The 23,860-nt window shown below is 66.3% G+C and carries 21 protein-coding genes and 1 pseudogene; 15 read left to right on the top strand and 7 right to left on the bottom strand.

What is annotated here, in order from left to right; genetic code table 11:
* Positions 1-312: 312 nt before the first annotated feature.
* A complete protein-coding gene (locus tag BLS75_RS17225) occupies positions 313-1,110 on the bottom strand; it encodes a DUF4349 domain-containing protein (RefSeq protein ID WP_011060598.1) in 798 nt (265 codons plus the stop codon).
* Between the two features lie 197 nt (positions 1,111-1,307).
* Between BLS75_RS17225 and BLS75_RS17220 the strand changes: the two genes are divergently transcribed.
* Positions 1,308-1,727 carry a PaaI family thioesterase gene (locus tag BLS75_RS17220; protein WP_072451377.1) on the top strand — a complete coding sequence of 140 codons (420 nt, stop codon included), beginning with the start codon at positions 1,308-1,310 and terminating at the stop codon, positions 1,725-1,727.
* 282 nt (positions 1,728-2,009) lie between these two features.
* Here the strand turns inward: BLS75_RS17220 and rtcR are convergent, their stop codons facing one another.
* Entirely contained in the window at positions 2,010-3,602 is a 1,593-nt protein-coding gene (rtcR, locus tag BLS75_RS17215) for an RNA repair transcriptional activator RtcR (protein WP_065363581.1), read from the bottom strand.
* A gap of 204 nt (positions 3,603-3,806) precedes the next feature.
* On the opposite strand from rtcR, the gene BLS75_RS17210 reads away from it, so the two are divergent.
* The 10 genes from BLS75_RS17210 to BLS75_RS17165 all read left to right on the top strand — a co-directional run bounded on the left by BLS75_RS17210 (position 3,807) and on the right by BLS75_RS17165 (position 16,145).
* Positions 3,807-5,351 (top strand): RNA-binding protein, encoded by a 1,545-nt coding sequence (locus BLS75_RS17210; protein ID WP_072451376.1) that lies wholly within the window; start codon positions 3,807-3,809, stop codon positions 5,349-5,351.
* Between the two features lie 771 nt (positions 5,352-6,122).
* Positions 6,123-7,349, top strand: coding sequence for an RtcB family protein (locus BLS75_RS17205; protein WP_011060602.1), 1,227 nt, complete (start codon positions 6,123-6,125; stop codon positions 7,347-7,349).
* A 4-nt stretch (positions 7,350-7,353) separates the two neighbouring features.
* The gene (locus tag BLS75_RS17200; protein ID WP_072451375.1) at positions 7,354-8,697 is read left to right on the top strand and encodes a PBS lyase; all 1,344 of its coding nucleotides are present in this window, start codon (positions 7,354-7,356) and stop codon (positions 8,695-8,697) included.
* Positions 8,698-8,713: 16 nt separating this feature from the next.
* A complete protein-coding gene (locus BLS75_RS17195) occupies positions 8,714-9,343 on the top strand; it encodes a hypothetical protein (RefSeq protein ID WP_072451374.1) in 630 nt (209 codons plus the stop codon).
* 15 nt (positions 9,344-9,358) lie between these two features.
* A complete protein-coding gene (locus tag BLS75_RS17190; protein ID WP_072451373.1) occupies positions 9,359-10,147 on the top strand; it encodes a nucleotidyltransferase domain-containing protein in 789 nt (262 codons plus the stop codon).
* A gap of 8 nt (positions 10,148-10,155) precedes the next feature.
* Positions 10,156-11,184 (top strand): RNA 3'-terminal phosphate cyclase, encoded by a 1,029-nt coding sequence (gene rtcA / locus BLS75_RS17185; RefSeq protein ID WP_053157633.1) that lies wholly within the window; start codon positions 10,156-10,158, stop codon positions 11,182-11,184.
* Positions 11,185-11,223: 39 nt separating this feature from the next.
* Positions 11,224-11,862 (top strand): glutathione S-transferase family protein, encoded by a 639-nt coding sequence (locus tag BLS75_RS17180; RefSeq protein WP_065363584.1) that lies wholly within the window; start codon positions 11,224-11,226, stop codon positions 11,860-11,862.
* Positions 11,863-12,305: 443 nt separating this feature from the next.
* Positions 12,306-13,427 (top strand): site-2 protease family protein, encoded by a 1,122-nt coding sequence (locus BLS75_RS17175; RefSeq protein ID WP_072451372.1) that lies wholly within the window; start codon positions 12,306-12,308, stop codon positions 13,425-13,427.
* Positions 13,428-13,593: 166 nt separating this feature from the next.
* A complete protein-coding gene (locus BLS75_RS17170; RefSeq protein ID WP_011060609.1) occupies positions 13,594-13,887 on the top strand; it encodes a DUF3144 domain-containing protein in 294 nt (97 codons plus the stop codon).
* 218 nt (positions 13,888-14,105) lie between these two features.
* Complete coding sequence (locus BLS75_RS17165; RefSeq protein ID WP_239690674.1) at positions 14,106-16,145, top strand: methyl-accepting chemotaxis protein; 2,040 nt, start codon at positions 14,106-14,108, stop codon at positions 16,143-16,145.
* Positions 16,146-16,217: 72 nt separating this feature from the next.
* Here BLS75_RS17165 and BLS75_RS17160 read toward each other — a convergent pair whose 3' ends face one another.
* The gene (locus tag BLS75_RS17160; RefSeq protein WP_041117341.1) at positions 16,218-16,667 is read right to left on the bottom strand and encodes a hypothetical protein; all 450 of its coding nucleotides are present in this window, start codon (positions 16,665-16,667) and stop codon (positions 16,218-16,220) included.
* A gap of 27 nt (positions 16,668-16,694) precedes the next feature.
* Complete coding sequence (locus tag BLS75_RS17155) at positions 16,695-17,612, bottom strand: LysR family transcriptional regulator (protein ID WP_072451370.1); 918 nt, start codon at positions 17,610-17,612, stop codon at positions 16,695-16,697.
* Positions 17,613-17,739: 127 nt separating this feature from the next.
* Between BLS75_RS17155 and BLS75_RS17150 the strand changes: the two genes are divergently transcribed.
* Entirely contained in the window at positions 17,740-19,221 is a 1,482-nt protein-coding gene (locus BLS75_RS17150) for an MFS transporter (protein ID WP_072451369.1), read from the top strand.
* A 66-nt stretch (positions 19,222-19,287) separates the two neighbouring features.
* A complete protein-coding gene (locus BLS75_RS17145) occupies positions 19,288-19,560 on the top strand; it encodes a hypothetical protein (protein ID WP_239690673.1) in 273 nt (90 codons plus the stop codon).
* 86 nt (positions 19,561-19,646) lie between these two features.
* Here BLS75_RS17145 and BLS75_RS17140 read toward each other — a convergent pair whose 3' ends face one another.
* Together BLS75_RS17140 and lysA are read right to left on the bottom strand one after the other, a co-directional pair.
* Positions 19,647-20,300: a hypothetical protein gene (locus BLS75_RS17140; RefSeq protein ID WP_072451367.1), complete on the bottom strand. Its 654-nt coding sequence runs from the start codon at positions 20,298-20,300 to the stop codon at positions 19,647-19,649.
* Between the two features lie 185 nt (positions 20,301-20,485).
* Complete coding sequence (gene lysA, locus BLS75_RS17135) at positions 20,486-21,718, bottom strand: diaminopimelate decarboxylase (protein ID WP_072444646.1); 1,233 nt, start codon at positions 21,716-21,718, stop codon at positions 20,486-20,488.
* A 129-nt stretch (positions 21,719-21,847) separates the two neighbouring features.
* On the opposite strand from lysA, the gene BLS75_RS17130 reads away from it, so the two are divergent.
* Together BLS75_RS17130 and BLS75_RS17125 are read left to right on the top strand one after the other, a co-directional pair.
* Complete coding sequence (locus BLS75_RS17130; protein WP_015635101.1) at positions 21,848-22,792, top strand: LysR family transcriptional regulator; 945 nt, start codon at positions 21,848-21,850, stop codon at positions 22,790-22,792.
* 194 nt (positions 22,793-22,986) lie between these two features.
* Positions 22,987-23,289: a hypothetical protein gene (locus tag BLS75_RS17125; protein WP_072451366.1), complete on the top strand. Its 303-nt coding sequence runs from the start codon at positions 22,987-22,989 to the stop codon at positions 23,287-23,289.
* Between the two features lie 133 nt (positions 23,290-23,422).
* Here the strand turns inward: BLS75_RS17125 and BLS75_RS17120 are convergent.
* A pseudogene (locus BLS75_RS17120) lies at positions 23,423-23,860 on the bottom strand (acetyl-CoA C-acetyltransferase); the annotation flags it as partial.

Genomic DNA, 23,860 nt, shown 5'->3' with positions numbered 1-23,860 from the left:
GAGCTGGCTTGCCAGCGAAGGCGTTCGCCAGGGCGGTGCAAGGCTTGAGGGCCTCTTCGCCGGCAAGCCGGCTCCTACGGGGTGGTGCTCCGGGAGGTGCCTGCGTGCGGTAGGAGCTGGCTTGCCAGCGAAGGCGTTCGCCAGGGCGGTGCAAGGCTTGCGGGCCTCTTCGCCGGCAAGCCGGCTCCTACGGGGTGGTGCTCTGGGATGTGCCTGCTTGCTGTAGGAGCTGGCTTGCCAGCGAAGGCGTTTGCCAGGGCGGTGCAAGGCTTGCGGGCCTCTTCGCCGGCAAGCCGGCTCCTACGGGTGGGGTCAGGGGCGCCGGCGTACGAATTTGCGCCACAGCCAGACCCACAGCAGCACCAGGGGGAAGGCCAGGATCACGAAGGGCAGCACATAGCTGCCTTTCTCCAGGGCCTCGGCGGTGCCGTCGGCCAGGTTGTCCAGCAGGTTGCTGAAGGCGCGCTTGAGGCTGGATTCGCGCTGGACGCCGTCGCTGGGCAGGAACTTCAGGGTCAGGAGGTTGGTGTCCAGGCGGCGTTGCTGGCCGGCGGCGGTCTGGGCCAGGGCCTGCAGGTCGTTCTCGATGCCGGCCTGTTCCCGGCTCAGGGCAATCAGGTCGCTGACGCTGATGTCCTTGCGCGCCGCCAGTTCGTCCAGGCGCTGCTGCTGGGCCTTGAGCCGCTGCTGCTGGCGCTGCACATCGGCCACGGCATCGGCCAGGTCTTCGGCGCTGGTGATGCGCTCGCCCAGTTCCGCGCCCTGGGAGGCCTGCTGGACGATGGGCTCCACACCGTCCGGGACTATTCGCAGCGTCACCTGGGCACGGTACTTGCCCTGTTCCAGGCGCAGGATATTGCACGGGCCGAACTGGGCCTTCTCGCAGGCTTCGCGGGTTTGCGCCAGGCGCGGACCGATCTGCGCGGCTGGCAGCGACAGGCTCAGTTCATGCTCATAGGCCAATTGCGCGCCGGCCTTGCCCTGGGCCCCGCCCAAGGCCACGGCGCTGCTGTTGTGGTCGCCGGGAGAGCAGGCGCTGAGGGCCAGGGCGCCGAACAGGGCCAGGGCCAGTCGACGGAATTTTGCAGGGTGATCGTCCTGATGCTGCATGGGGGCTCCTTGAGGGATGAATCGGCGACAGGGTCGCAGGTGCGCATCTTACCGTCGTTCGGGGAAAGACCACGATCCCGGCTTGGCTTATCGCCGACAATTTTCCTGGTTGATGCTGATAGGCGCGGCGCGGGTTCAGGACTACACCTGTGTCAGCCCGGGACGACGGTGTTTCGGCGCAGATCAAGGAGTGCGTCATGCGCGAGTCGGCTATCCCCCCAGGCTTTGCCCCCTTGCCCCGCAGCAGCCCGCTGCTGGAACTGGTCGGCCCGGTCTACGGCTGCGGCAGTGGCAGCGAACTGCGCGTCGGCCTGCGGGCCGATGCCCGGCACGCCAACGGCCGGGGCACGGTGCATGGCGGCATCATCGCCACCCTGGCGGACATCGGCATGGGCTACGCCATGGCGTTTTCCAGCGATCCGCCCTTGCCGTTGATCACCGCCAGCATGACCCTCGACTACCTGGGGGCGGTGCAGGTCGGGGAATGGATCGAGGTGCACCTGGAGCATGCCAAGCGTGGCCGGCAGATGGCCTTTGCCACCGTGGTGCTGCGGGTCGGCGAACGGGAAGTGGCCCGGGCCAGCGGCGTCTTCGCCGTCCCAACCGCAGCCCTGTAGCCGCTGCTGAGCCCGCGAAGCTGCGCAAAGGTCCGCAGGACCTTGCCTGGCAATCGCCAGCCGAACCTCTATCGATCTTGAGAACCCTGCGTCCCTACGGGCCGTGCGCAGCCTGCGACAGCGGCTACACAAATCCCGGATCGGCATTGGCCCTGTAGCCGCTGCTGAGCCTGCGAAGCTGCGCAAAGGTCCGCAGGACCTTGCTTGGCAATCGCCAGCCAAACCTCTATCGATCTTGAAAACCCTGCGTCCCTGCGGGCCGTTCGCAGCCTGCGCCAGCGGCTACAGCTGTTTCCAATCCAGGCCGAAACGCGCCAGGTATTTGCGCAGGCGGTCGGCGTCGTTGGGGTTGGCCTTGCCCAGGCGTGACACGCCGAACAGCCGGCGCCCCGCCTCCGACAGGCTGTCGGCGCGGCGGCACTCGGCAATCACTGCCTTGAGTTGCAGGCGGTCGAACAGGTCCAGCTCCACATCGTCGCCCAGCAGTTTCTGCAGTTCGTCCTCTTGGTTCTCCAGCCCCCAGGCGTGGCGCAGGCGCTGGATCTCTTCCTCGGCCTGGGCCTGGTCGATGCGCCCGCTGTCGGCCAGGGTGGCCATGCGGGTGATGGACGCCGACAGCTCGCGGAAGTTGCCCAGCCACGCCGCTTCGCTGGAGCTGGCAAAGGCCAGGTAGCGTCGCCGCGCTTCAAGGTTGAAGCGCACCAGTTGCCCTTGTTCCCGGGCGTGACGCTCCAGCTCGAAATCGATGTTCGGTTCGATGTCTTCGCGGCGCCCCGCCAGCCCCGGCAGGTTGAAGGTCCAGAGGTTGATCCGCGCATACAGGTCTTCGCGGAACAGGCCCTGGGCCACCCGGCCACGCAGGTCGCGGTGGGTGCCGGCGATGATCAGGAAATCGCTCTGCACCTCCTGGTCCGAACCCATGGGAAAGAAGCGCTTCTCCTCGATGGCCTTGAGCAGCATGGCCTGTTCGTCCAGCCCCAGTTCACCGATCTCGTCGAGAAACAGCATGCCGCCATCCGCCGCCCGCAGCAGGCCTTCGCGGGCATTCTGGGCGCCGGTGAAGGCGCCCTTGATATGGCCGAACAGTGCCGACATGGCCCCGTCCCCACGCAGGGTGGCGCAGTTGACCTCGACAAAGCGCCCCTGCACCTGGTGCCGGCCACGCTTGAGCTCATAGATGCGCCGGGCCAGGAACGACTTGCCGGCACCGGTGGGGCCGATCAGCAGCATCGGTGCCCTGGAGCGCACGGCGACCCGTTCGATCTGTTCGATGGAACGGTTGAATGCCGGGTTGCGGGTGGCGATCCCGGACTTGAGGAAGGCCAGGCCCTCCAGGCGCTTGTGGGCAAAACGCGAGGCGATGCGGTCGTAGCGCGACAAGTCGAGGTCGATCAAAGCGTGGGTGCCGGTGGCGTGCTGGTCCGGGTCGCGGCGCCGCGCCGGCGAGGTCTGGATCAGCCGGGCAGGGAGGTAGCGCGCCTCGGTCAGCAGGAACCAGCAGATCTGCGCCACGTGGGTGCCGGTGGTGATGTGCACCAGGTAGTCCTCGCGCTCGGTGTCGAACGGGTAGGCGCTGGTGAAGTCGTGCAGGGCGCCGTACACCTCCTCGAAATCCCAGGGATTGTTCAGGCCCATGGGGTGCAGGCGCACCTCGGTTTCCGGCGACACCTGGCGCACGTCGTTGGCCACCCGTTCGGCCAGGCTGACATCCCGCGCGTCCAGGCCATGGATCAGCTCCAGGCGGTTGATCAGCACATCCTGCTGCTGGCACAGACCGACCGTGGGCCGCCAATGGCTCCAGCGGTTGGCACCCTTGCCGACGCGATCGAGGGTGGAACCGACAAAACCTATGGCGACCGTGGGCTTGTTCGACATGTTTATACCTGGAGATAAAAAACGATAAGCAAAGATATAAAATTATCGAGGCGTTTGTCTTGCCGGATACGTGATGAAAAAGTGATAAAAAATAAAAACCTTATAAATCAATTAGTTGAAAAATAATTTGTTGGAAAATCAAAACCTGGCACAGCGGCTGCAATATCTCTGGCAACGAACAAGACAACAGAGCGAGACGCCAAGATGGCCAACTTCCAGCTGTTCAACACCCAACAGGCAAAAGCGCCAGCGAGCACCACCCTGAACGCTTCCAAGGCCGGGGCCTATGCCTACAACGCCAAGCATCGCCTGGCCCAGCTGGCGGTTACCGGTTGCTTGAACTCGACCTTCTACACCTCGCCTGAAGGCCAGCTGGAAGCGGTGCTGCAACTGGTGAGCGAGCTGGACAGCCGCTTCGTCGCCCAGGCCGCCCGTTACGCTCGGCAGCAAGGCCATATGAAGGACATGCCGGCGCTGCTGCTGGCGGCACTGACCGCGCAACGCTCGGCCCTGGTGCCGGAGCTGTTCGCCCAGGTGGTGGACAACGGCAAGATGCTGCGCAACTTCGTGCAGATCCTGCGCAGCGGCGTGACCGGGCGCAAATCCCTGGGTTCGCAGCCCAAGCGCCTGGTGCAGAACTGGTTGAACAGCGCCACCGAGCGTCAGCTGTTGCAGGCCTCGATCGGCAACCAGCCGTCCCTGGCGGACGTGGTGAAGATGGTTCACCCCAAGCCAAGCGAGGCCTGGCGTGAAGCCTTCTTTGCCTGGTTGATCGGCAAGCCGGTGGATGTGCAGGCGCTGCCTGAGCTGACCCGGGACCTGTTGGCGTTTCGCAGCGGAGCGACCCGGGAAGTGCCCCAGGTGCCGTTCCAGTTGCTCGGCAACGAGACACTGAGCGCCGAACAATGGGCCGGGCAGGCCCGCAACATGGGCTGGCAGGGGCTGCGCATGAACCTCAATACCCTGGCGCGCCACGGCGCGTTCCAGGTGCCGGGTTGCACCGAGTACGTGGCGGCGCGGCTGGCGGATGCGGGGGAGGTGGCCAAGGCTCGGGTCTATCCGTACCAGTTGCTGGCGGCCTACCGCATGGCCGGTGACGAGGTGCCGCAGGCGGTCCGCGAGGCGCTGCAGGATGCCCTGGAGCTGTCCCTGGCCAACGTGCCGGCGCTGGCGGGCAACGTGGTGGTCTGCCCGGATGTCTCGGGCTCGATGCACAGCCCGGTCACTGGCTATCGCCAGGGCGCCACCACCGCGGTGCGCTGCATCGATGTGGCGGCACTGGTGGCGGCCGCGGTGTTGCGCAAGCAGCCGGCGGCGCGGGTCATGCCGTTCGAGCGGGGGGTGGTGAACATCCACCTCAACCCGCGGGACAGCGTGATGAGCAACGCGCAGAAGCTGGCGAACATCGGCGGAGGGGGGACCAACTGCTCGGCGCCCCTGGCGCAGCTGGCCAACGCCAAGAGCCGCGTGGACACGCTGATCCTGGTCTCGGACAACGAGTCGTGGATCGATGCGCGGCGCCACGGCGCCACGGAAACGATGCGCCAGTGGGAGCGGATCCGGGCCATCAACCCGCAGGCGAAGCTGGTGTGCATCGACATGCAGCCCGGGGCCACGACCCAGGCACCGGACCGCGAGGACATCCTCAACGTCGGCGGCTTCAGTGACGCGGTGTTCGATGTGATCGAGCAGTTCACTGCGGGCAATTACGGTGCGCAGCACTGGGTAAAGGCGATCGAGGCGATGTAACGCTGATCGGTAGAGGATGAAACACACCGTGCGCCGGCCAGCCGGCGCACACCACAGATTTTTTGCTCATTGGCCCTGAATGCCGCTGTGACTACATCCAAAGGCGTCTCAGCAACTCTTGTCAGGGCCGGTGACGGCACGAATGCCAGTGGCTGTACATATTGGTTAAGCCGGTTCGAATCCGGCGATCAGTCACTTCTTTTGTCGTGCCACCTTTTTTGCAGTTTTTGCGACGAATGCTGATGGAACTACATCCAAGGTTCGAGATGCGGGTTCGATTCCCGCCGGTGCCGGAAAACGGCGCCGTGGTTCAATGGTCAGAACGCGAGTGCACCGTTTCATCGACTCCTTGTCGTCGCCTCTTTTCCCCCGCCTCGGCGGGATGGCAGCGAATGCCACGGGTACTACATCGTGTCGCGGGTTCGAACCCCGCCAGCCGCAAGGCTGTAGCTCAGTCGGTAGAGCAAATGTGCCTGTTCCCTTGTCGCTGCCCGCAGGCCCGGCCTGCACCGATTGACCCGGCGAATGCCGGTGGAACTACAGGACAGCGTGGTCGCGGGTTCGAGTCCCGTTCACCGCAAGGTGCTAGCTCAGAGGCAGAGCGCGCTGCATGTTTCACCTCCACTTGTCGCCGTTTGCACCGAACACCGCAATTTCGTAGGAGCTGGCTTGCCAGCGAAGAGACCCATGAGATCGTCTTCTGCGACCCGGCTCCTGCGCACCCTATTGAACAAGGCCGAATCAGCGGCCACAGGAAAAAGAGTCAACGACATGGAACACAAGACCTACCAACTGCTGGAAGTCGCCAACGGCAAGCCGATCAAGATGTGGACCCAGGGCGTGCCGGTGGAAAACGAAGCCCGCCAGCAATTGATGAACACTGCGAAGATGCCGTTCATCTTCAAGCACCTGGCGGTGATGCCCGACGTGCACCTGGGTAAGGGTTCGACCATCGGTAGCGTGATCCCCACGGTGGGCGCGATCATCCCGGCTGCGGTCGGGGTGGATATCGGCTGCGGAATGATCGCCGCCCGTACTTCGCTGACCGCCTCCGACCTGCCGGATAACCTGGCCGGATTGCGTAGCGCCATCGAGGCGGCGGTGCCTCACGGTCGTACCTCGCCCCGTAGCGGTCGCGATAAGGGCGCCTGGGGCGACGTGCCGAATCAGGCCGACCAGGCCTGGGCTGCGCTGCACCCACGTTTCAAGGCGATCACCGATAAGTACCCGGCCCTGGCCAACAGCAACAACCGCAAGCACCTGGGAACCCTCGGCGGGGGTAACCACTTCATCGAGGTCTGCCTGGATGAGGCCAACCGGGTCTGGTTCATGCTCCACAGCGGTTCCCGTGGCGTAGGTAACGCCATCGGCAACCTGTTCATTCACCTGGCCCAGGCCGATATGCGCCAGCACATCGCCAACCTGCCGGACCGCGACCTGGCCTATTTCGAGGAAGGCAGCCAGCACTTCAACGATTACGTGGAAGCGGTGGCCTGGGCCCAGGATTTCGCCCGGCAGAACCGTGAGCTGATGATGCAACTGGTGATCCAGGCCACCCGCAAGGTGATCAGCAAGCCCTTCGAGGTGGCGCTGGAGGCAGTCAACTGCCACCACAACTACGTGCAGAAGGAGCGCCACTTCGGTGAAGAGGTGCTGGTGACCCGCAAGGGGGCGGTGTCGGCGAAGAAGGGCGAGCTGGGGATCATTCCGGGTTCGATGGGGGCCAAGAGCTTCATTGTCCGCGGATTGGGTAACGAGGAGGCGTTCTGCTCCTGCAGCCACGGCGCGGGGCGTACCATGAGCCGCACCAAGGCCAAGAACACCTTCACCCTGGCCGACCAGATCCGCGCGACCGCCCATGTGGAGTGCCGTAAGGACGAAGCGGTGATCGATGAAATCCCGATGGCCTACAAGGACATCGACCAAGTGATGCACGCCCAGCGCGAGCTGGTGGAAGTGCTGCACACCCTGCGTCAGGTGGTGTGCGTTAAGGGGTAGAACAATGGACGACATGGATGCATTGATAGCAACCCCGCCCGGCTGGCAGTACCAGCTGAGCGACTACGAAGCCCGCCGCGTCCGGGAGGTGATGGACGAGTTGGACAGGCACAGCGCCTGGCTGGAGCTGAGCCGCTTCGGCAACGGTTTCGTGCGTCAGGCCGCGGTGCGCGGGCTGGCCGCGCAGCCTTCGGCAGAGGCCCTGGTGGCTTTGCTGGAGCGCCTCAACGACTGGGTGCCCCAGGTTCGCCAGGAGGCCGCCGCGGCGGTCGAGGCCTATTGGGTGCCGGAGCATGCCGGGCTGCTGTTGCAGACCCTGGCACCGCTGCTGGCCCTGGCCGGCAAGCAGCGCGCCGACCACGGCGCGACCCTGGAGCGGGCCAGCGCCGTGTTGCAACTGGCCCAGGTGCGCGACCAGGTGCAAGGGGCCTTTGGCACTTGCCGGGGCAAGGCTGCGCGCTTTGTCTTCGAGCTGTTGCTCAAGGGCGTCGAGGACCGACCGGCGCTGCTGGCCATGGCCCTGCGCCACCCGGAGGTCAGCGTGCGGCAGATGGCGGTGGACGCCTGCGCCGAACTGCCCGATGAGCAGGCGCTGCCCTTGCTGGAAGAGGTGATGCGCAGCTGCGGCGCCAGTGTGCGGGTCAAGGCCCTGCGGCTGCTGCTGTCGCGCCTGGCCGATTGTCGCGAGTATCTGGCGCAGGCCCTGCTCGACCCTTCGGGGGCCTTGCGTTGCCTGGCTCACTGGGCCGCGCCGCGCCATGGGCTGGACCCGCGGGCAGTGCTGCTGGCCCGCTTGCAGCAGCCGGCCCCGGGCAACAAGCGCCAGTGGCTGGGGCTACTGGGGTTGGTCAGGGAGCTGCATGAGCCACAGGCCGATGCCATGGTGCGCCAGGCCCTGGCTTCGCCGGCGCTGAGCGTGCGCCTGCAGGCCCTGCAAACCCTGGGCGAACGTGGCATGGCCGAGCAACTGGCGGCCCTGGACGATGCCTCGGACAAGGTCTTCGACTGCGCCCTGGGCCTGTTGCGCCAGCAGCCGTGGGCGGTATTCGACGAGGCCCTGGAGCAGCGTCTGGACCAGCATTGGCACGATCTGCCCAAGGCGCGACGCTGGGCCATGCTGGCCCTCAAACCGGGCTGGCGTCAGTTGGAGTACCTGCTGTGGCGCCTGGGGCAGGGCGGCAGTGACGCCGCCTATTGGCGCGAGGCCCTGGCACGCTGGTGCGACAGCCGCTACGGGATGTTCGACCCGGTGACCCCCAAGCCCCTGCGCGAGGCCATGGTGCAACGCTTGCAGGCGATGGAAGACGCCGGGGAATTACCCGTCGGTTCGGTCCAGCGGCTGTTGTGAGGAAAGGAGAACCGCCATGTTGACCCCGGTTGAAGATGAGCACAGCCAGGCGCTGCGCCAACAGCTGGAAGCGGCGTTTTGCGTGTTCGATTTTGTGCGGCTGGCGGTGGAGCCGGGTGTCAAGGTGAATCAGGACTTGCATCGCCAGGGCTTGCAGCACCTGTATCAGCACCTGATGGCCAGGCGCCGTGAGGCCTGGAAAAAGCTGCGCCAGGACCCGCGCTACGCCGACGTTGGTGAACCGCAGATGCGCTGGGAGCCGGAGCGGGCACTGCCTGAGCGGCTCAGCCCGCAGCAGGTCCGGCAACTGGTTTGCGAAGACCCGGAGCAGCAGGACTGGGCCTTGTACCGGGCGTTTTGCCAGCCACCGTACGGGCTGCATTTCCCGGGTGGGGCCGAGCAGGCCCGCCAGGTGTACGGCCAATGGCTGGACCTGCTGGGGCTCGATCTCCAGCAGCAGCCCCAGGTGATCAACTGGGTGGGCGGCCTGGAGCTGGATTGTCAGGCCCCGGCCATGGGCCCGCATTGGCTGCCCTGGAGTGAATATTTCGACGAAGGCCTGGAGTGGTGGGGCGTCTGGTGCCTGACGGTGTGGAACCCCGAGCGCCGGACCCTGAGTGTGCTGGCCGCCAGCGCCACGGATTGAACAAGGAAAAGAATCATGGAACATCTGGAGCGCCATCCCCTGAGCAGCGCCATGCGCGAACGGGTATTGGCCGAGCTGGCGCGGATCGAGCGCGAGCGCAATGTGCAGGTGCTGTATGCCTGCGAATCCGGCAGTCGGGCCTGGGGCTTTGCCTCTACCGACAGCGATTACGATGTGCGTTTCGTCTATGTGGAAAAGCCCGAATGGTTCATCCAGGTGGATGCCGGGCGCGACGTGATCGAGCGGCCCCTGGACGACGAGCTGGACATCAGCGGCTGGGAACTGCGCAAGACCCTGGGGCTGTTGCGCAAGTCCAACCCGACCCTGCTGGAATGGCTGGATTCGCCCCTGGTGTACCGCAGCGAACCGACCGCCGCCGAGCGCCTGCGGGAGCTGGCCGAGGCGTTCTACAGCCCGCCGGCGGCGCGCAACCATTATCTGTCGATGGCCAGGAAGAACTTTCGCGGTTACCTGCAAGGCGACAGCGTGCGCTTCAAGAAGTACTTCTACGTGCTGCGGCCCTTGCTCGCGGTGCGCTGGATCGACCAGGGGCGCGGCCGACCGCCGATGACCTTCGCCGACCTGCTGACCACCGTCGACCATCAGCCACTGCTGGACGAAGTGGCCGAGCTGCTGGTTTTGAAACGCTGCGCCGACGAGTCCGCCTACGGACCGCGACGCCCGGCACTGCACGCCTTTATCGCCGCCGAGCTGGAACGCCCGGTGCCGAAACTGGCGCGTACCCATGAAGACAACGCGTTGCTGGACGCTTACCTGCGGGAAACGGTCCGGCACTACGCCTGAGGAATGTGATGAAACAGGATGTAATCGAACTGGACGGCGCCATCGGCGGCGGCCAGGTACTGCGCAGCGCCCTGAGCCTGTCGATGCTCACCGGCAAGACCCTGCGTATCCATAATATTCGCGCCCGGCGCAGCCGCCCGGGGCTGTTGCGCCAGCACCTGACCGCGGTGCTGGCGGCGGCCCAGGTATGTGGCGCCAGAACCACTGGGGCCGAGCTTGGCTCCCAGGTCCTGAGCTTCGAGCCGGGGCCGATCCGCGGCGGCGACTACCGCTTCGCCATCGGCACCGCCGGCAGTTGCACCCTGGTGCTGCAGACCCTGCTGCCGGCCTTGCTGCGAGCGCCGCAGCCGAGCCGCGTGAGCATCAGCGGCGGCACCCACAACCCCCTGGCGCCGCCGGTGGATTTCCTCCAGCAGGCCTGGCTGCCGCAACTGCGGCGCATGGGCGGGCGGGTGGAACTGCAGCTGCTGCGCCATGGTTTTGTCCCGGCCGGCGGTGGCGAGCTGGAGGCCTTTATCCAGCCTTCGGAGCTGCAACCCTTGCATCTTCAAGAGCGCGGAGCATTGCTCGGCAGTCGAGCCTGGGCCTTGAGCGCGGGCCTGCCCGAACATGTGGCGGAACGCGAGTTGCGCCGGGTGCACGATCGCCTGCAACTGCCTCGCGAGCAGCTCACCCCGGTGCTGCTGGATGAAGAGTACGGCCCGGGCAATGTGCTGCTGCTGGAGTTCGCCTTCGAGCACCTGACCGAGCTGTTTTGCGGTTTCGGCCAGAACAGCCTGCGGGCGGAGAAGGTCGCCGACGGCGCCATCGATCAGGCCCGGGACTGGCTGGACTCCGGTGCCGCAGTGGCGGAACACCTGGCCGATCAACTGTTGCTGCCCATGGCCCTGGCCGGTGGCGGCAGCTTCACCACGCCGTGCATGACCGAGCACCTGCAGAGCAATATCCGGGTGATCGAGGCATTTTTGCCGGTGCGGATCGAGGCGCGGCCATTGAGCGAGCAAGTGCTGCAGGTGCAATGCCACGCCCTGCCGTGAAAGGGCTAATGGGCCCGGGTCATCAAGGAGGTTGTCGCCATGTATCACCTGTATGGAAGCCAGGGCACCGGCTCGGCCATCGTCGAGATCGCCTTGGAGTACTGCCAACTGGCCTACCGCCGCATCGAGGCCGCGCCCTGGGAGGACAGCCCCGGGCGCGAGGCCCTGGCACGGCTCAATCCGCTGTTGCAGATTCCCACCCTGCAACTGCCCGATGGCAGCATCCTCACCGAAAGCGCGGCGATCCTGATCCACCTGGGCCTGGAGTTTCCCGACTCCGGGTTGCTGCCTGCGCCAGCGTCGGCCCGGGCCCAGGTGATCCGCGGCCTGGTGTACATCGCCGCCAACTGCTATTCGGCCATCGGCATCCTCGACTACCCGGAACGCTGGATCAGCGACCCCGACGAACCGCTCAAGGCCCGGGTGCGCGCCGCCGCGGCCGAGCGCCTGTATCGCAGCTGGGGGCTGTTCGCCGAGCAGTTTGCGTCGCGACCATATTTCGGCGGTGCGGCGCCGGGTGCCCTGGATATCCAGGCGGCAGTGGTGTCGCGCTGGTCCGGTGCGCGAGAGCACCTGCGCGATAGCCATCCCGATTTTCTTGCCCTGCTGCAACGCATCGACCGCGAACCGCGCATCGCCGCGGTCCTGGCCCGCCACTGGCCCCCCGCATCCTCGTAGGAGCTGGCTTGCCAGCGAAAGCATCCGCCAGGCGTATGCAGGGCTCGCGGGCCCCTTCGCCGGCAAGCCGGCTCCTACGGTGGGTATCGATATTGATGGGAGTGGGGCACTCTGCCCCGCGTCGTAGGAGCTGGCTTGCCAGCGAAAGCGTCCGCCAGGCGTATGCAGGGCTCAAGGGCCCCTTTCGCCGGCAAGCCGGCTCCTACGGTGGGTTTCGATATTGATGGGAGAGGGGCACTCTGCCCCGCGTCGTAGGAGCTGGCTTGCCAGCGAAAGCATCCGCCAGGCGTATGCAGAGCTCAAGGGCCCCTTCGCCGGCAAGCCGGCTCCTGCGGTTAGGAGGCGGGGTGATAGAGAGGTGAATCAGCGGTTGAGTTTCCTGGGGCGAAGCTGGCAGTCTGCGCGCCCGGTTCAGTGTCGGTTTTCTCTCAGGGACGTACTCGATGGATGGCAACACCTGGCTCAAGGCCTTGAATACTCTGCTGACGATTGTGCAGCGCCTGGTGCTGCTCAGTGGCTGGTTTATCGCCGCGCTGGTGCTGGGGTTCACCATCAAGTCCGGGTTGCAGCCCTTTCTGGCGATGTTCCTGGCTTCGCTGTTGGGGGTTGTCGCGTTGGTGGTGCATGAGGGCGGGCATTACCTGGGGGCACGCGGGTGCGCGATGCCGGTGTTGCATGTACGGGTGGCCGCCGTGGAGATCCAGGTGCTGCGGCGCGGCTGGCGGGTGCGCTGGGCGCCGCAGCTCAAGCGCAATCGCCTGGGCGGCTATGTGATTGCCGCGAGCAATCTGCAACGGCCGCTGCGGCAGCAGTGGATGCTGGTGGTCCTGTGCGGGCCGCTGCTGAATCTGCTGGCGGGCGGCGCTTCCCTGGCGCTTGGGCTGTCCTGGCCCGGGGTGCCGGGGGCCATTGCCCTGGCGTTTGCCGTGATCAATCTGGCCATGGGGGTGGGTAACCTGATGCCTGCCTGGCGGGTATTGCCCAGCGACGGCATGCTCCTGCTGGGCTGGTACCGGCATCGCGACGATCAGCGTCCGGAGCTGGCCCAGGCACGCCTGTTGGCCCTGACCGTGGCCGGGGTGCCCAGCGCACAATTGCCGGTGGACGATCTTCAGCGCCTGGCCGAAGGCCCCATGCCCGGGCCCCTGGTCGCATTCGGCTGCCGCCTCAATGCCCTGCAGGACCAGGGCGACTGGCCCGCCGCGGTGCAGATGGAGCAGGAACTGGATCAATTGCTGGCGGCCCGGTCGGCGCAACTGAACGGCATGAGTGGCCTGATCGAGTTGTTGAGGGGCGAGTTGGCGTTCTGCCGCGCTTTGCTGCAGCGTGACGCCGCGCCCCTGAACAACACGCCGATGAGCGCCGAAGTGGATTGGAACGCACCCTGGCTGCGACCGCGCTGCCTGGCCTTGCAAGCCATTCTTGAAGGCGACCGGCAGCGGGGCGAGCACCATCTGCAACAGGCGCTGCAAGCGGCCAATAACAGCGTGGTGCTGTCCCAGGGCAAGAGTGAAGCCCTGCTGGCCGAACAGCTGCGAGCCTTGCCGGCGCCCACCCATCTGTAGGCGCTGGCTTGCCAGCGAAAGCGGCTGCCAGCCTGGCGCAAGGCTCATGGGCCCCTTCGCCGGCAGCCCGGTTTGTGCGGCCTGGGGATGAAAGTAGTCGGTGCAGGAGGACAAAACTCTTATACTCCGGCGCTTTATTTTCCCCACTCCGCCAGAGGAACGCCCCGTGGCCAATGACACCGACCAGGATTTCTACAACCGCGCCGACGCCGTTATCGAGCTGGCCAACTCCCATATCGCCGACAGCAGCCGGGGCAAGGCCAGCGCATCGCTGATGTACGCCAACTCCCGTTTCAGCGCCTGGGTCAGCGCCTGCGGGTGCCGCAATGCCCAGGAGCTGGCGGCGGCCAAGCAGCAGGCGGTGGATTATTTCGTCGAGGAGTTCCGCCTGATGATGGAAGAGAACCTCACGGACTACATCGAGAACTTCGAGCTGTACATGGGCGCCAAGCAGGACTGAAGGCGTCCAGCGCCGCCAGTTGTGTAGCGCCTCTCGTGCCTGGCCCGGGCTGCCCGTAGCCCGGGGTCTTGTTTCGAGGATGGCAGGGCCCCGGCTACCGAGGGCGCTGCCTGAGTCGGCCTCTCTCCAGTTGTACTCCCGCCTGTTGCGCTGACAAAAAAAGTGAACGGCATCACTCTTTGTTCAAGGGAAGCATGCATCCGGTCGATAAGCTCTGAATGCCTATTGATATGGAGTTCGTCATGGCCTTGCTACCGGTTCGTCTGTCTCATCGTTTGACCCTCGGCAGTGTGTTGCTGTTGCTGTTCACGGCGCTGGCGGTATTTGCCGTGATGACCTTACGGGGGCAGCCCAAAGTGGTGGAGGCAAGCTCGGCACTGATCGAGCAGACCGGCAGCGCCATCGTTCGCCAGCTGGCGTTGCAGTTGGCGGGCATCGAAGGGGTGACCGCGAGCATGGCCCACCTGTTGGAAGGGCTGCCCAAGGAGCAGGCGCTGGTCATGGCCACCCTGCCCAAGGTGATCGACCATGAAGGCGACAAGGCGATCGCCGGGGGCGGCATCTGGCCAGAACCCAATGCCTTCACCCCCGGCGTGGAGCGCCGCAGTTTCTTCTGGGCCCGCAGCGATGCCGGGCCCCTGGCATTCTCCGATGACTACAACGCCGCCGGCAGCGCCGGTTATCACCATGAAGCCTGGTATACCGGCGCCCGCAACAGCGCGCCGGGCCGTTGCCTGTGGTCCGAGGCCTACCAGGACCCGGTGACCCAGGTGCCGATGACCACCTGCAGCGTTCCCTATCGCCAGGACGGTGCCTTTGCCGGGGTCGCCACCATCGACCTGCGCCTGGACGACCTGGCGCGCTTCCTCAAGGAGCAGGGGGCGGTCACCGGCGGCTATGCCTTCGCCCTGGACCAGGCCGGCAACGTGCTGTATTTCCCTGATGCCCAGGCCGGCGGCGGGGGCCAGATGCTCAGCTTCGACGCCCTGAGCAAGCAGCAACCCTGGTTGCTTCCGGTGGCCGAGGCCCTGGCCAAGCCGGCACCGACCGGGCAGGTGCGCAGCCTGGACCTGGACGAGGACGGGCGCTTGCAGGAAGCGGCGCGGGTCAGCCTGTTCAGCATGCCCGGCAGCGGCTGGACCATCGGCCTGGTGACCCCGGAGCAGAAGGTCACCGGCCTGGCCCGGGCCATGACCACCGAGATCCTGCTGTTCCTCCTGCCGTTGCTGGCGCTGCTGCTGTTCTTTGCCTGGCTGGCCGGGCACAAGCTGATTGCCCAACTGGAAGAAACCACCCGGCAGATCGATGCCCTGGGCAGTGGCCAGGCCAGCGACAACGCCGAGCTGCACGTGGCCCGGGCCGACGAGATCGGCGCCTTGCGCGCCGCGGTGAACCGCTATGCCGGGCAGTTGCGGCAAATGCTGCAGAAGATCGCCAGCGAAGCCCGGCAGTTGCAGAACGAAGCCGCGCGCCTGGGTCAACTCAGCAGCACCCTGGCCCAGCGTGCCGAGCAGCAGCGCCAGGAGAACACCCAGTTGGCCACGGCCATCACCGAGATGTCCTCCAGTGCCCTGGAAGTGGCGCAGAACACCAACAACTGCGCCGACACCGCGCGCCAGTCCCTGGTGGTGGTGCAGGAGGGCCAGCACAAGGTCGATGCCAACAGCCAGTCGATCCAGCAGTTGTCCGCGGAAATGGCCGAGGCGGCGACAGTGATCCAGCGCCTGGAGCAGGACAGCCAGCAGGTCGGCGCGGTGCTGGATGTGATCAAGGCGATCTCCGAGCAGACCAACCTGCTGGCGCTGAACGCCGCCATCGAAGCGGCCCGGGCCGGGGAGCAGGGCCGGGGCTTTGCCGTGGTGGCGGACGAAGTGCGGACCCTGGCCGGCCGCACCCAGACCTCGGCCAACGAGATCAGCGGCATGATCAACGACTTGCAGCAGGCCTCGCGTCAGGCGGTGCAGGCGATCCAGGCCGGTGAAACACGAACCCGCCAGGCGGTGGGCGAGGCGTCCGGTGCATCGGATGCGCTGTCCAGCACGGTGACCAGCTTCGACGATATTTCCCAGCGGGCGCAGCAGATTGCCGTGGCGGCCCAGCAGCAGAGCCACGTGACCCAGGAGATCAACGAACTGGCGGTGCGCATCCACGGCATCAGCGAGGACAACGCCCGGGACGCCCAGGCCCTGGACAAGGTCAGCGAGGCCATGCAGGCCCTGTCCGGGCGCTTGTCGAACCTCAGCCAGGGCCACCGCTGAGGCATTGTCTGCCCGGGCCGTCGGTGGCCCGGGCGGGTTTCAGTTCCCTCGGGCCGCATTCGCCGGCCCGTTTCAGACCTGGCTGTACATCATCAGCTTGAAGTTCAGCAACAGCCCCAAGGACACCCAGCCGAGCCCCAGCAGGCCATTGATCAACGGCTTGCCGGGAGCCACGCGCGTGGCCAGGAAGCGGGCGATGGCGGCGCCGATCAGCGCGCCGGGAAAGTCGAACAGATAGAACAGCCAGCCCAAGGCACCCTCCGGGGAACTGATCCACAGGCAGAACAGTTGCAGGTGCGCGGCCAGGGCCAGGGCCACCCCGGTGAACAGCGCCGGCGTGGGCCGGGTGCACAGCAGCAGGCCGAGAATCAGCCCCTGGGGCAGCCAGTAGGCGGCGAAGTTCTCCCAGAAATAATCTATCGGTTGCCAGGCCCGGACGATTGCCAGGGACAGCCCCCAGAGCAACGCGGCGGCAGCGGGCAGGTGATTCAGGGAGAGCAGGCGCAGGGAGCTGGAAGACATGCAGGATCTCGCTAATGAAGTTGTGGATCAGCCGGGCTGATGGTCGGGGAGGGCGCTCTGGCTGCACAGCTCATGCACCACCTGGCGCAACCAGCGATGGGCCGGGTCAGCCTCCATGCGCGGGTGCCAGAGCAGGGAGATGGTCATCTCCGGCAGGGGCACCGGGAGGCTGAAACCGTGCAGGCCGTGCCGCAGGTTGCTGGTGTGGCGCTCGGGCACCATGGCGATCAGGTCCGAACCCCGGGCCAGGGCCAGGGCGGCGGAAAAACCGCTGACCAGGGTGACGATCTGCCGTTCCAGGCCCAGGGCTTTCAGGGCCTCGTCCATGCGCCCATGAGCATGGCCCTGGTGGGCGGCGAGGATATGTTCGCCAGCCACGTAGGCATCCAGGGTTACCGGCCCCCGGCTCAAGGGGTGGCCGGCGCGCACCACGCCGATAAAGCGATCGCGAAACAGCGCCCGGGTGCGCAACTCGGGGCTGGTGTCGGCGTCGATCACCGCGGTTTCCAGGTCGACGCTGGCATCGCGCAGGGGCTGGCTGTTGCGGTCCAGCTTGGGTACGAAATGCACCCGCACCCCGGGCGCTTCAGCCCGCAGGCGGCTGACCAGCGCCGGGCCGAAATTCTCGACGAAACCATCACGGCTGCGCAGGGTGAAGGTGCGCTGCAGGCGGCCAAGGTCGATCTGCTCGGCCGGGCGCAGGGCGGCCTGGGCGTCTGCCACCAGTTGGCCGATGCGCTGGCGCAGCTCCAGGGCCCGAGGGGTGGGCACCAGGCCGCGCCCGGCGCGCACCAGCAGCGGGTCGCCGGTGGCCTGGCGCAGGCGGGCCAGCGCCCGGCTCATGGCCGAGGGGCTCAGATGCAGGCGCTGGGCAGCCCGCGCCACGCTGCCTTCGGCCAGCAGTACGTCCAGGGTCAGCAGCAGGTTCAGATCGGGAGTCGACATTGGCGCAATTTAGCACGCAGGCAGCTGGCATGGCGTTGAATGCATCAATTAACTGCAAAGGCTGCGCCTTCCGCCTGGTCACGGCTGGCCCTAGGCTGGCGGGCATCACCTTGCCGGAGCCTGTGCGATGCCCATTCCCGAGTCCCAAGCCGCCCCCCAGGAAGCCCTGGCGCCCCGTGCGCGCTGGGCCCTGGCCAGCCTGTCGCTGGCGATGCTGATGCCGTCCCTGGACACCAGCATCGCCAATGCCGCGCTGCCGAGCCTGGCCCAGACCCTTGAGGCGTCGTTCCAGCAGGTGCAATGGATTGTCCTGGCCTACCTGCTGGCCATTACCACCCTGATCGCCAGCGCCGGGCGCCTGGGGGACCAGTGGGGCCGGCGCCGGGCGCTGCTGGCGGGGATCGCCCTGTTCACCCTGGCCTCGCTGTGCTGCGGCCTGGCCCCGGGCCTGGGCTGGCTGCTGGCGGCCCGCACGCTGCAAGGCCTGGGGGCGGCGGTAATGCTGGCCCTGAGCATGGCCCTGGTGGGTGACGCGCTGCCCAAGGCCCGCACCGGGGCCGCGATGGGCTGGCTGGGCAGTATGTCGGCCCTGGGCACCACCCTGGGCCCGGCCCTCGGTGGCCTGTTACTGGCCAGCGTCGGCTGGCGCTGGATGTTCCTGGTCAATGTGCCCCTGGGGTTGGTGGCGCTGTTACTGGCCTGGCGTTGCCTGCCACCGGACCGGCCTGTGGCGTCGGCCAGTGCCTTCGATGTGCCGGGCAGCCTGCTGCTGGCCTTGAGCCTGGGCGCCTATGCCCTGGCCCTGACCCTGGGGCACAACTTGCTGGCGCCGTTGAACCTGGGCCTGCTGGTGGCCAGCGTGGTCGGGGTCGCGCTCTTGGTGCGTGTCGAGCGCCGGGCCGCCGCGCCGCTGTTCCAGCCGGCCCTGCTGCGCCGTCCACAACTGCGCAGCAGCCTGTGGCTGAGCCTGCTGGTGTCGACGGTGATCATGACCACCCTGGTGGTGGGGCCGTTCTACCTGGCCCGGGGGCTGGGGCTCGGGAGCCTGGCAGTGGGCCTGAGCCTGTCCCTGGGGCCGCTGGTGGCGACCCTGTGCGGCGCCCCCGCCGGGCGTCTGGTGGACCGTTACGGTGCCCGGCCGCTGTCCCGGCTCGGCCTGCTGGGGTTGTGTGGCGGCCTGGGCCTGCTGGCGCTGCTGCCCCGGAGCCTGGGGCTGGCAGGCTACCTGCTGCCGCTGGCCCTGGTCACCGCCAGCTACGCGCTGTTCCAGACGGCCAACAACAGCCTGGTGATGCGTGATGTGGCGCCGCAGCAGCGTGGGCTGACGGCGGGGTTGCTGAGCCTGTCGCGCAACCTCGGGCTGATCAGTGGCGCGGCGGCCATGGGCGCACTGTTCGCCTGGGGCTCGGGGCCGCAGGCCGGCGTCGAGGCCGTGTCCCGTGGCATGCACTGGACCTTTGGCGTAGCGGCGCTGCTGATGCTGCTGGCCTTGCTCAGCGCCGGGCGCAACCGGCTGTCCGAGGAGGCCGGCTCGCCCTTCATCAGCCGTCTGCTGGCGCACAAACCCACCTACATGATCCTCGACGACCACGAGATCGAGGACAACTGAACGCAGGACCGCATCGACAAGAACGGTAGCAAGCGCACCCTGTTCAACTGGGCGATGGGCGCCTACATGAGCTACCAGTGGAGCCATGGGCCGCGCTTCGAGGACAGCTATGTGCAGAGCCGTGCGATGTCCGGCAACGATCAGTACCTCAAGCACCGTTCGGTCAAGCAGCTGTTCTACGACTTTTCCTGTTCCAACTATCCGTTCTTCGTGCTGGATACCCGTACCCAGCGCTTTGTCGATGATGTGTCCGGCGCCCTGCAGGACAACCACCTGCTGGGCCGACCCTCACTGCACCCGGCCGAACCCGGCCAGTTGGATCGCTTGTGCGCCTGGTGACAACAAGCAGGACGATAGCGTCAACGACCAGCCGGAGCGGCTGCAACTGATGCCCTGGTAGCGGGGCTGGCCCGGGCGCACCTGCTCTAGTGGCCTGTCACATGGAGTTGGTGCAGATGGCTCACCCGCCCGAGAAACATCATCTGGCGCATGTACATCGCCACGAGCAGGGCCAGGGCGCTAAAGCCGTTGAACCCGGGATGCTGGGCCATGGACAGCGCCCCACAGGCGCTGAAGCCGATTTCGATCAGGGCCAGGGCGATACAGCCGGTCAACAGGTTCTGGCAGAGGCTGACCTCCGCCATCGCCTTGACCAGGGTCCTGCCGGCGCCGTCATCTGCCTGGATGACTTCATCCAGTTGCCTGGTCACCGCCTTCCACCTGGCGAAGCTGGAGGATGCCGGGGCATCTGCCAGGCCTACCAGCGCCGCCAGGAACCTGCAGCGGTTCAGCGTAGCGATGGATAGCCAGTCCCAGAGCGGGGCGAAGCCGGTGAAGACGATACCGGACACGTAGCTGAGGATGATCAGCACGAACAACAGGGCGCCGCCGAGAATATCGGGGGGTTGCAGCTGTTCGTGGGGGTACTTGAAGGCCAGGACGATCCAGAACGCCATGCCCGGGCAGATCCGCGCAATCAGATCGTAATAGACGCTGGGAATGAGATTGAGGATCGAGGTGAGCCCGCTGCCGCCCTCGCTCTTGCCAGGCTCTTTCTTGCCCTTGTCTGCTTCGCACATGGCGCTCTCCCTTGCCCAGGAACTCCTGGCTCCTAACTCTTAGTTCAAGGGGGGAGCGTTGTCCACGGAACGGGCTGGACAAGCACTTTCAGTGCTGCCAGGGCACGGGGGGCGCCTCGAACACGCGGTTGGGCGAACACAGGGCCTGGGCGCCCTGTGTCCCTTTGCCGGTCAGTACCCAGGGCTTACAGCCCCAGTTCCAGCGCCAGCAGGTCCGCCAGTGGCTGGCGGCGGCGGATCAGTTTCGGCTGGCCGTTCTCGAACAGCACCTCCGGCAGCAGCGGGCGGCTGTTGTAGTTGGAGGACATGCTGGCGCCATAGGCGCCGGTGTCGTGCAGTACCAGCAGGTCGCCGACCCGAGCCAGGGGCAGGGGGCGCGGGGTCAGGCATTCGTCGTCCTGGGTGAAGATGTCGCCGGACTCGCACAGCGGGCCGCCGACCACGGTCAGCTGTTGCGGGCGCTCCACCGGGTGGCCGGCGGCGTCCAGCAGGCTCATGCCGTGGTAGGCGCCGTACATGGCCGGGCGCATCAGGTCGTTGAACCCGGTGTCCACCAGCACGAAGTGATGCTGGCCGGCGGTCTTCACCACCCGCACTTCGCTGACCAGGCAGCCGGCCTCGGCCACCAGGAAGCGCCCCGGTTCGATCTCCATGCGCACGCCGTGGCCCAGGTAGGCCTCGATCTCCTGGCGCGCCACTTTCCAGGCATTGGCGTAACGCTGCACGTCCACCGGGGTGTCGCCCTCGCGGTAGGGGGTGGACAGGCCGCCGCCGATGGAGAAGGCCTCGAGGTCGTGGTCCAGGGATTTCACCGCCGCCACCATGGCTGCGCCCACCTGTTCCAGGTGGTCGTAGTCGACCCCGGAGCCGATGTGCATGTGCAGGCCCACCAGGTGCAGGCCATGCTGGCGGATCACCGCCAGGGCTTCGCTCATCTGGTCGTGCCAGATGCCGTGCTTGCTGTTTTCGCCACCGGTGTTGGTCTTGCGGCTGTGGCCGTGGCCGAAGCCCGGGTTGATCCGCAGCCAGACCCGGTGCCCCGGGGATTTCTCCCCCAACTGGCGGAGCATGTCGATGGAGCCGGCGTTGACTTCCACTTGCAGTTCCACCACCCGGGCCAGGGTGGCCTCGTCGAACAGGTCGCAGGTGAAGACGATGCCGGCATCCACCGGGCTGAAGCCGGCCAGCAGGGCGCGTTCGATTTCCCCCAGGGACACCGCATCGACCCGTACCCCGGCCTCGCGGATCAGGCGCAGCAGGTGCAGGTTGGACGAGGCCTTCTGGGCGTAGCGCACCACGTCGAACGCCTGCAACTGGGCGATGCGCGCCTGGATGGTGGCAGCGTCATAGCACCACAGTGGAGTGCCGTACTGGCGGGCGGCGGCGACAAGTTGAGCGGGGGAAAATGGAATGGCCATGGCGAATGCAATCTGTGATCAGTGGGAATGGAGGCAGCATGCCCGTTGGCGGCTATTCAAGAAAATATCTATTCTTTGCCAAGATATTCATATCTGATATGGGCTGGTTGATTAAGCGAGTTTCCCGCCATGGACATCTCCCTGCGGCACATCGAAGTGTTCCGCGCCATCATGCAGGCCGGCAGCGTCACCGGCGCCGCGCGCCTGCTGTTTACTTCGCAGCCCACCGTGAGTCGCGAGCTGGCCCGGCTGGAAACGCTTTCCGGCTTGCGCCTGTTCGATCGTGAAGGCGGGCGCCTGCTGCCCACGGCCCAGGCCCTGCTGTTGCTGGAGGAAGTCGAGCGGGCCTATGTGGGGCTGGAGCGGATCAACAGCGTGGCCCAGTCGATCCGCCGTTTCGAGCACGGCCAGTTGAGCCTGAGCTGCCTGCCGCTGTTCTCCCAGACCCTGCTGCCGCCGGTGTGCAAGCAGTTCCAGGCGCAGCACCCGGGCATCGGCCTGAGCATCACCGCCCAGGAATCGCCGCTGTTGGAAGAGGCCCTGAGCGCCCAGCGCCATGACCTGGGCCTGACCGAAAGCGAGCACCTGCCCCGGGGCACCCAGGGCGAACTGCTGTTCTGCGCCGACATGGTCTGCATCCTCGCGGACGACCATCCGCTGCTGGCCAGGCCGCGGCTGGCGCTTGCGGATTTTCGCGGCCAGGACTTCATCAACCTCTCGGGCCTGGATATCTACCGCCAGACCCTGGATGAGCATTTTCGCCAGGCCGGGGTGGATCGCCGGATAGTGGTGGAAACCACCAACGCAGCTTCGGTGTGCGCCATGGTGCGCCAGCGGCTCGGGGTGGCGATCATCAACCCCTTGAGTGCCATGGAAGAGGCCGGGCGCGGCCTGGCGATCCGACCGTTGCAGCTGTCGGTGCCCTATCGGGTGATGCTGATCCGCCCGGATTACCGGCCCTCGTCGAGTTTTGTCGAGGGTTTCAGTGAAGCCCTGCGCACCCAGGCCAAGGCACTGCAAGAGCAGGTCGGGCGGATAGTGCAGGGCGGGCAGGGGGTGAATCGCTCAGGCTGATAGGGGGGCGTGGCCCAATGTTCAGCTTGTTGGTGAAGAGGGCGCGTTGGCGCTTCAGGGAAACATGTCCCTCTCGTATGGCGGCGGACAGTTACCGAGGATAGCCCTGCGGTCGGCTGATCTTGTGGCAAGCCTCAGGTGCAGGCCCGGACCGTAGCGACTCAATCCCCTGACCAGTTCTGGAGTCAAATAAAATGCCTATTGCCATTCACGCACGCAACAACACCGCCGCTGCACAGCAAGTTGCCATCAGGAATACCGCCCAGGGCAACAACCTGGCCAACGTCAACATACCTGCCCAAGGCAACGTGGTTCTTTATGTCCTGCAAGCGGATGCCAGTGCCGACCTGTATCTGATCTGCAATGCCAATGCTGCCCAGGCTGCCCAATTGAGCGTCGTCTACCAGGGCCATAGCAGTGTGGTTCAAGACAGCGACTGGGCCCGCCAATGGACGGTCGATGGTGTCGTGGATGGCGTACAGCTGGACCTGGCATAGCGGGAAAAACTCGCTGGCAAAGACCATCCTGCGCACGCCTTGCCTGTAGGAGCCAGCTTGCTGGCGAAGGCGCTCTCACGGGCACCTTCGCTGGCAAGCCAGCTCCTACAAGGAGGGCGGTTTTGCGCGGAGGTTAGCGCTCGATCGCCAGGGCCACGCCCTGGCCACCGCCGATGCACAGGGTCGCCAGGCCCTTTTTGGCATCACGCTTGATCATTTCATGCAGCAGGGTCACCAGCACCCGGCAGCCCGATGCACCAATCGGGTGGCCGATGGCGATCGCACCGCCGTTGACGTTGACCTTGCTGGCGTCCCATTCCAGCTCCTTGGCCACCGACAGCGACTGCGCGGCGAAGGCTTCGTTGGCTTCGATCAGGTCCAGTTGGTCCAGGGTCCAGCCGGCCTTGTCCAGGCAGCGGCGAGTGGCCGAGACCGGGCCGATGCCCATGATCGCCGGGTCGACGCCGGCGTTGGCGTAGGCGGCAATTTTTGCCAGCACCGGCAGGCCCAGGGCCCGGGCCTTGCTGGCGCTCATCAGCATCACCGCGGCGGCGCCGTCGTTCAGCGCCGA

It is taken from the genome of Pseudomonas sp. NFPP12 (genome assembly GCF_900103205.1).
Taxonomy (GTDB): domain Bacteria; phylum Pseudomonadota; class Gammaproteobacteria; order Pseudomonadales; family Pseudomonadaceae; genus Aquipseudomonas; species Aquipseudomonas protegens.
This window is presented reverse-complemented; position numbering and strand designations above follow the sequence as displayed.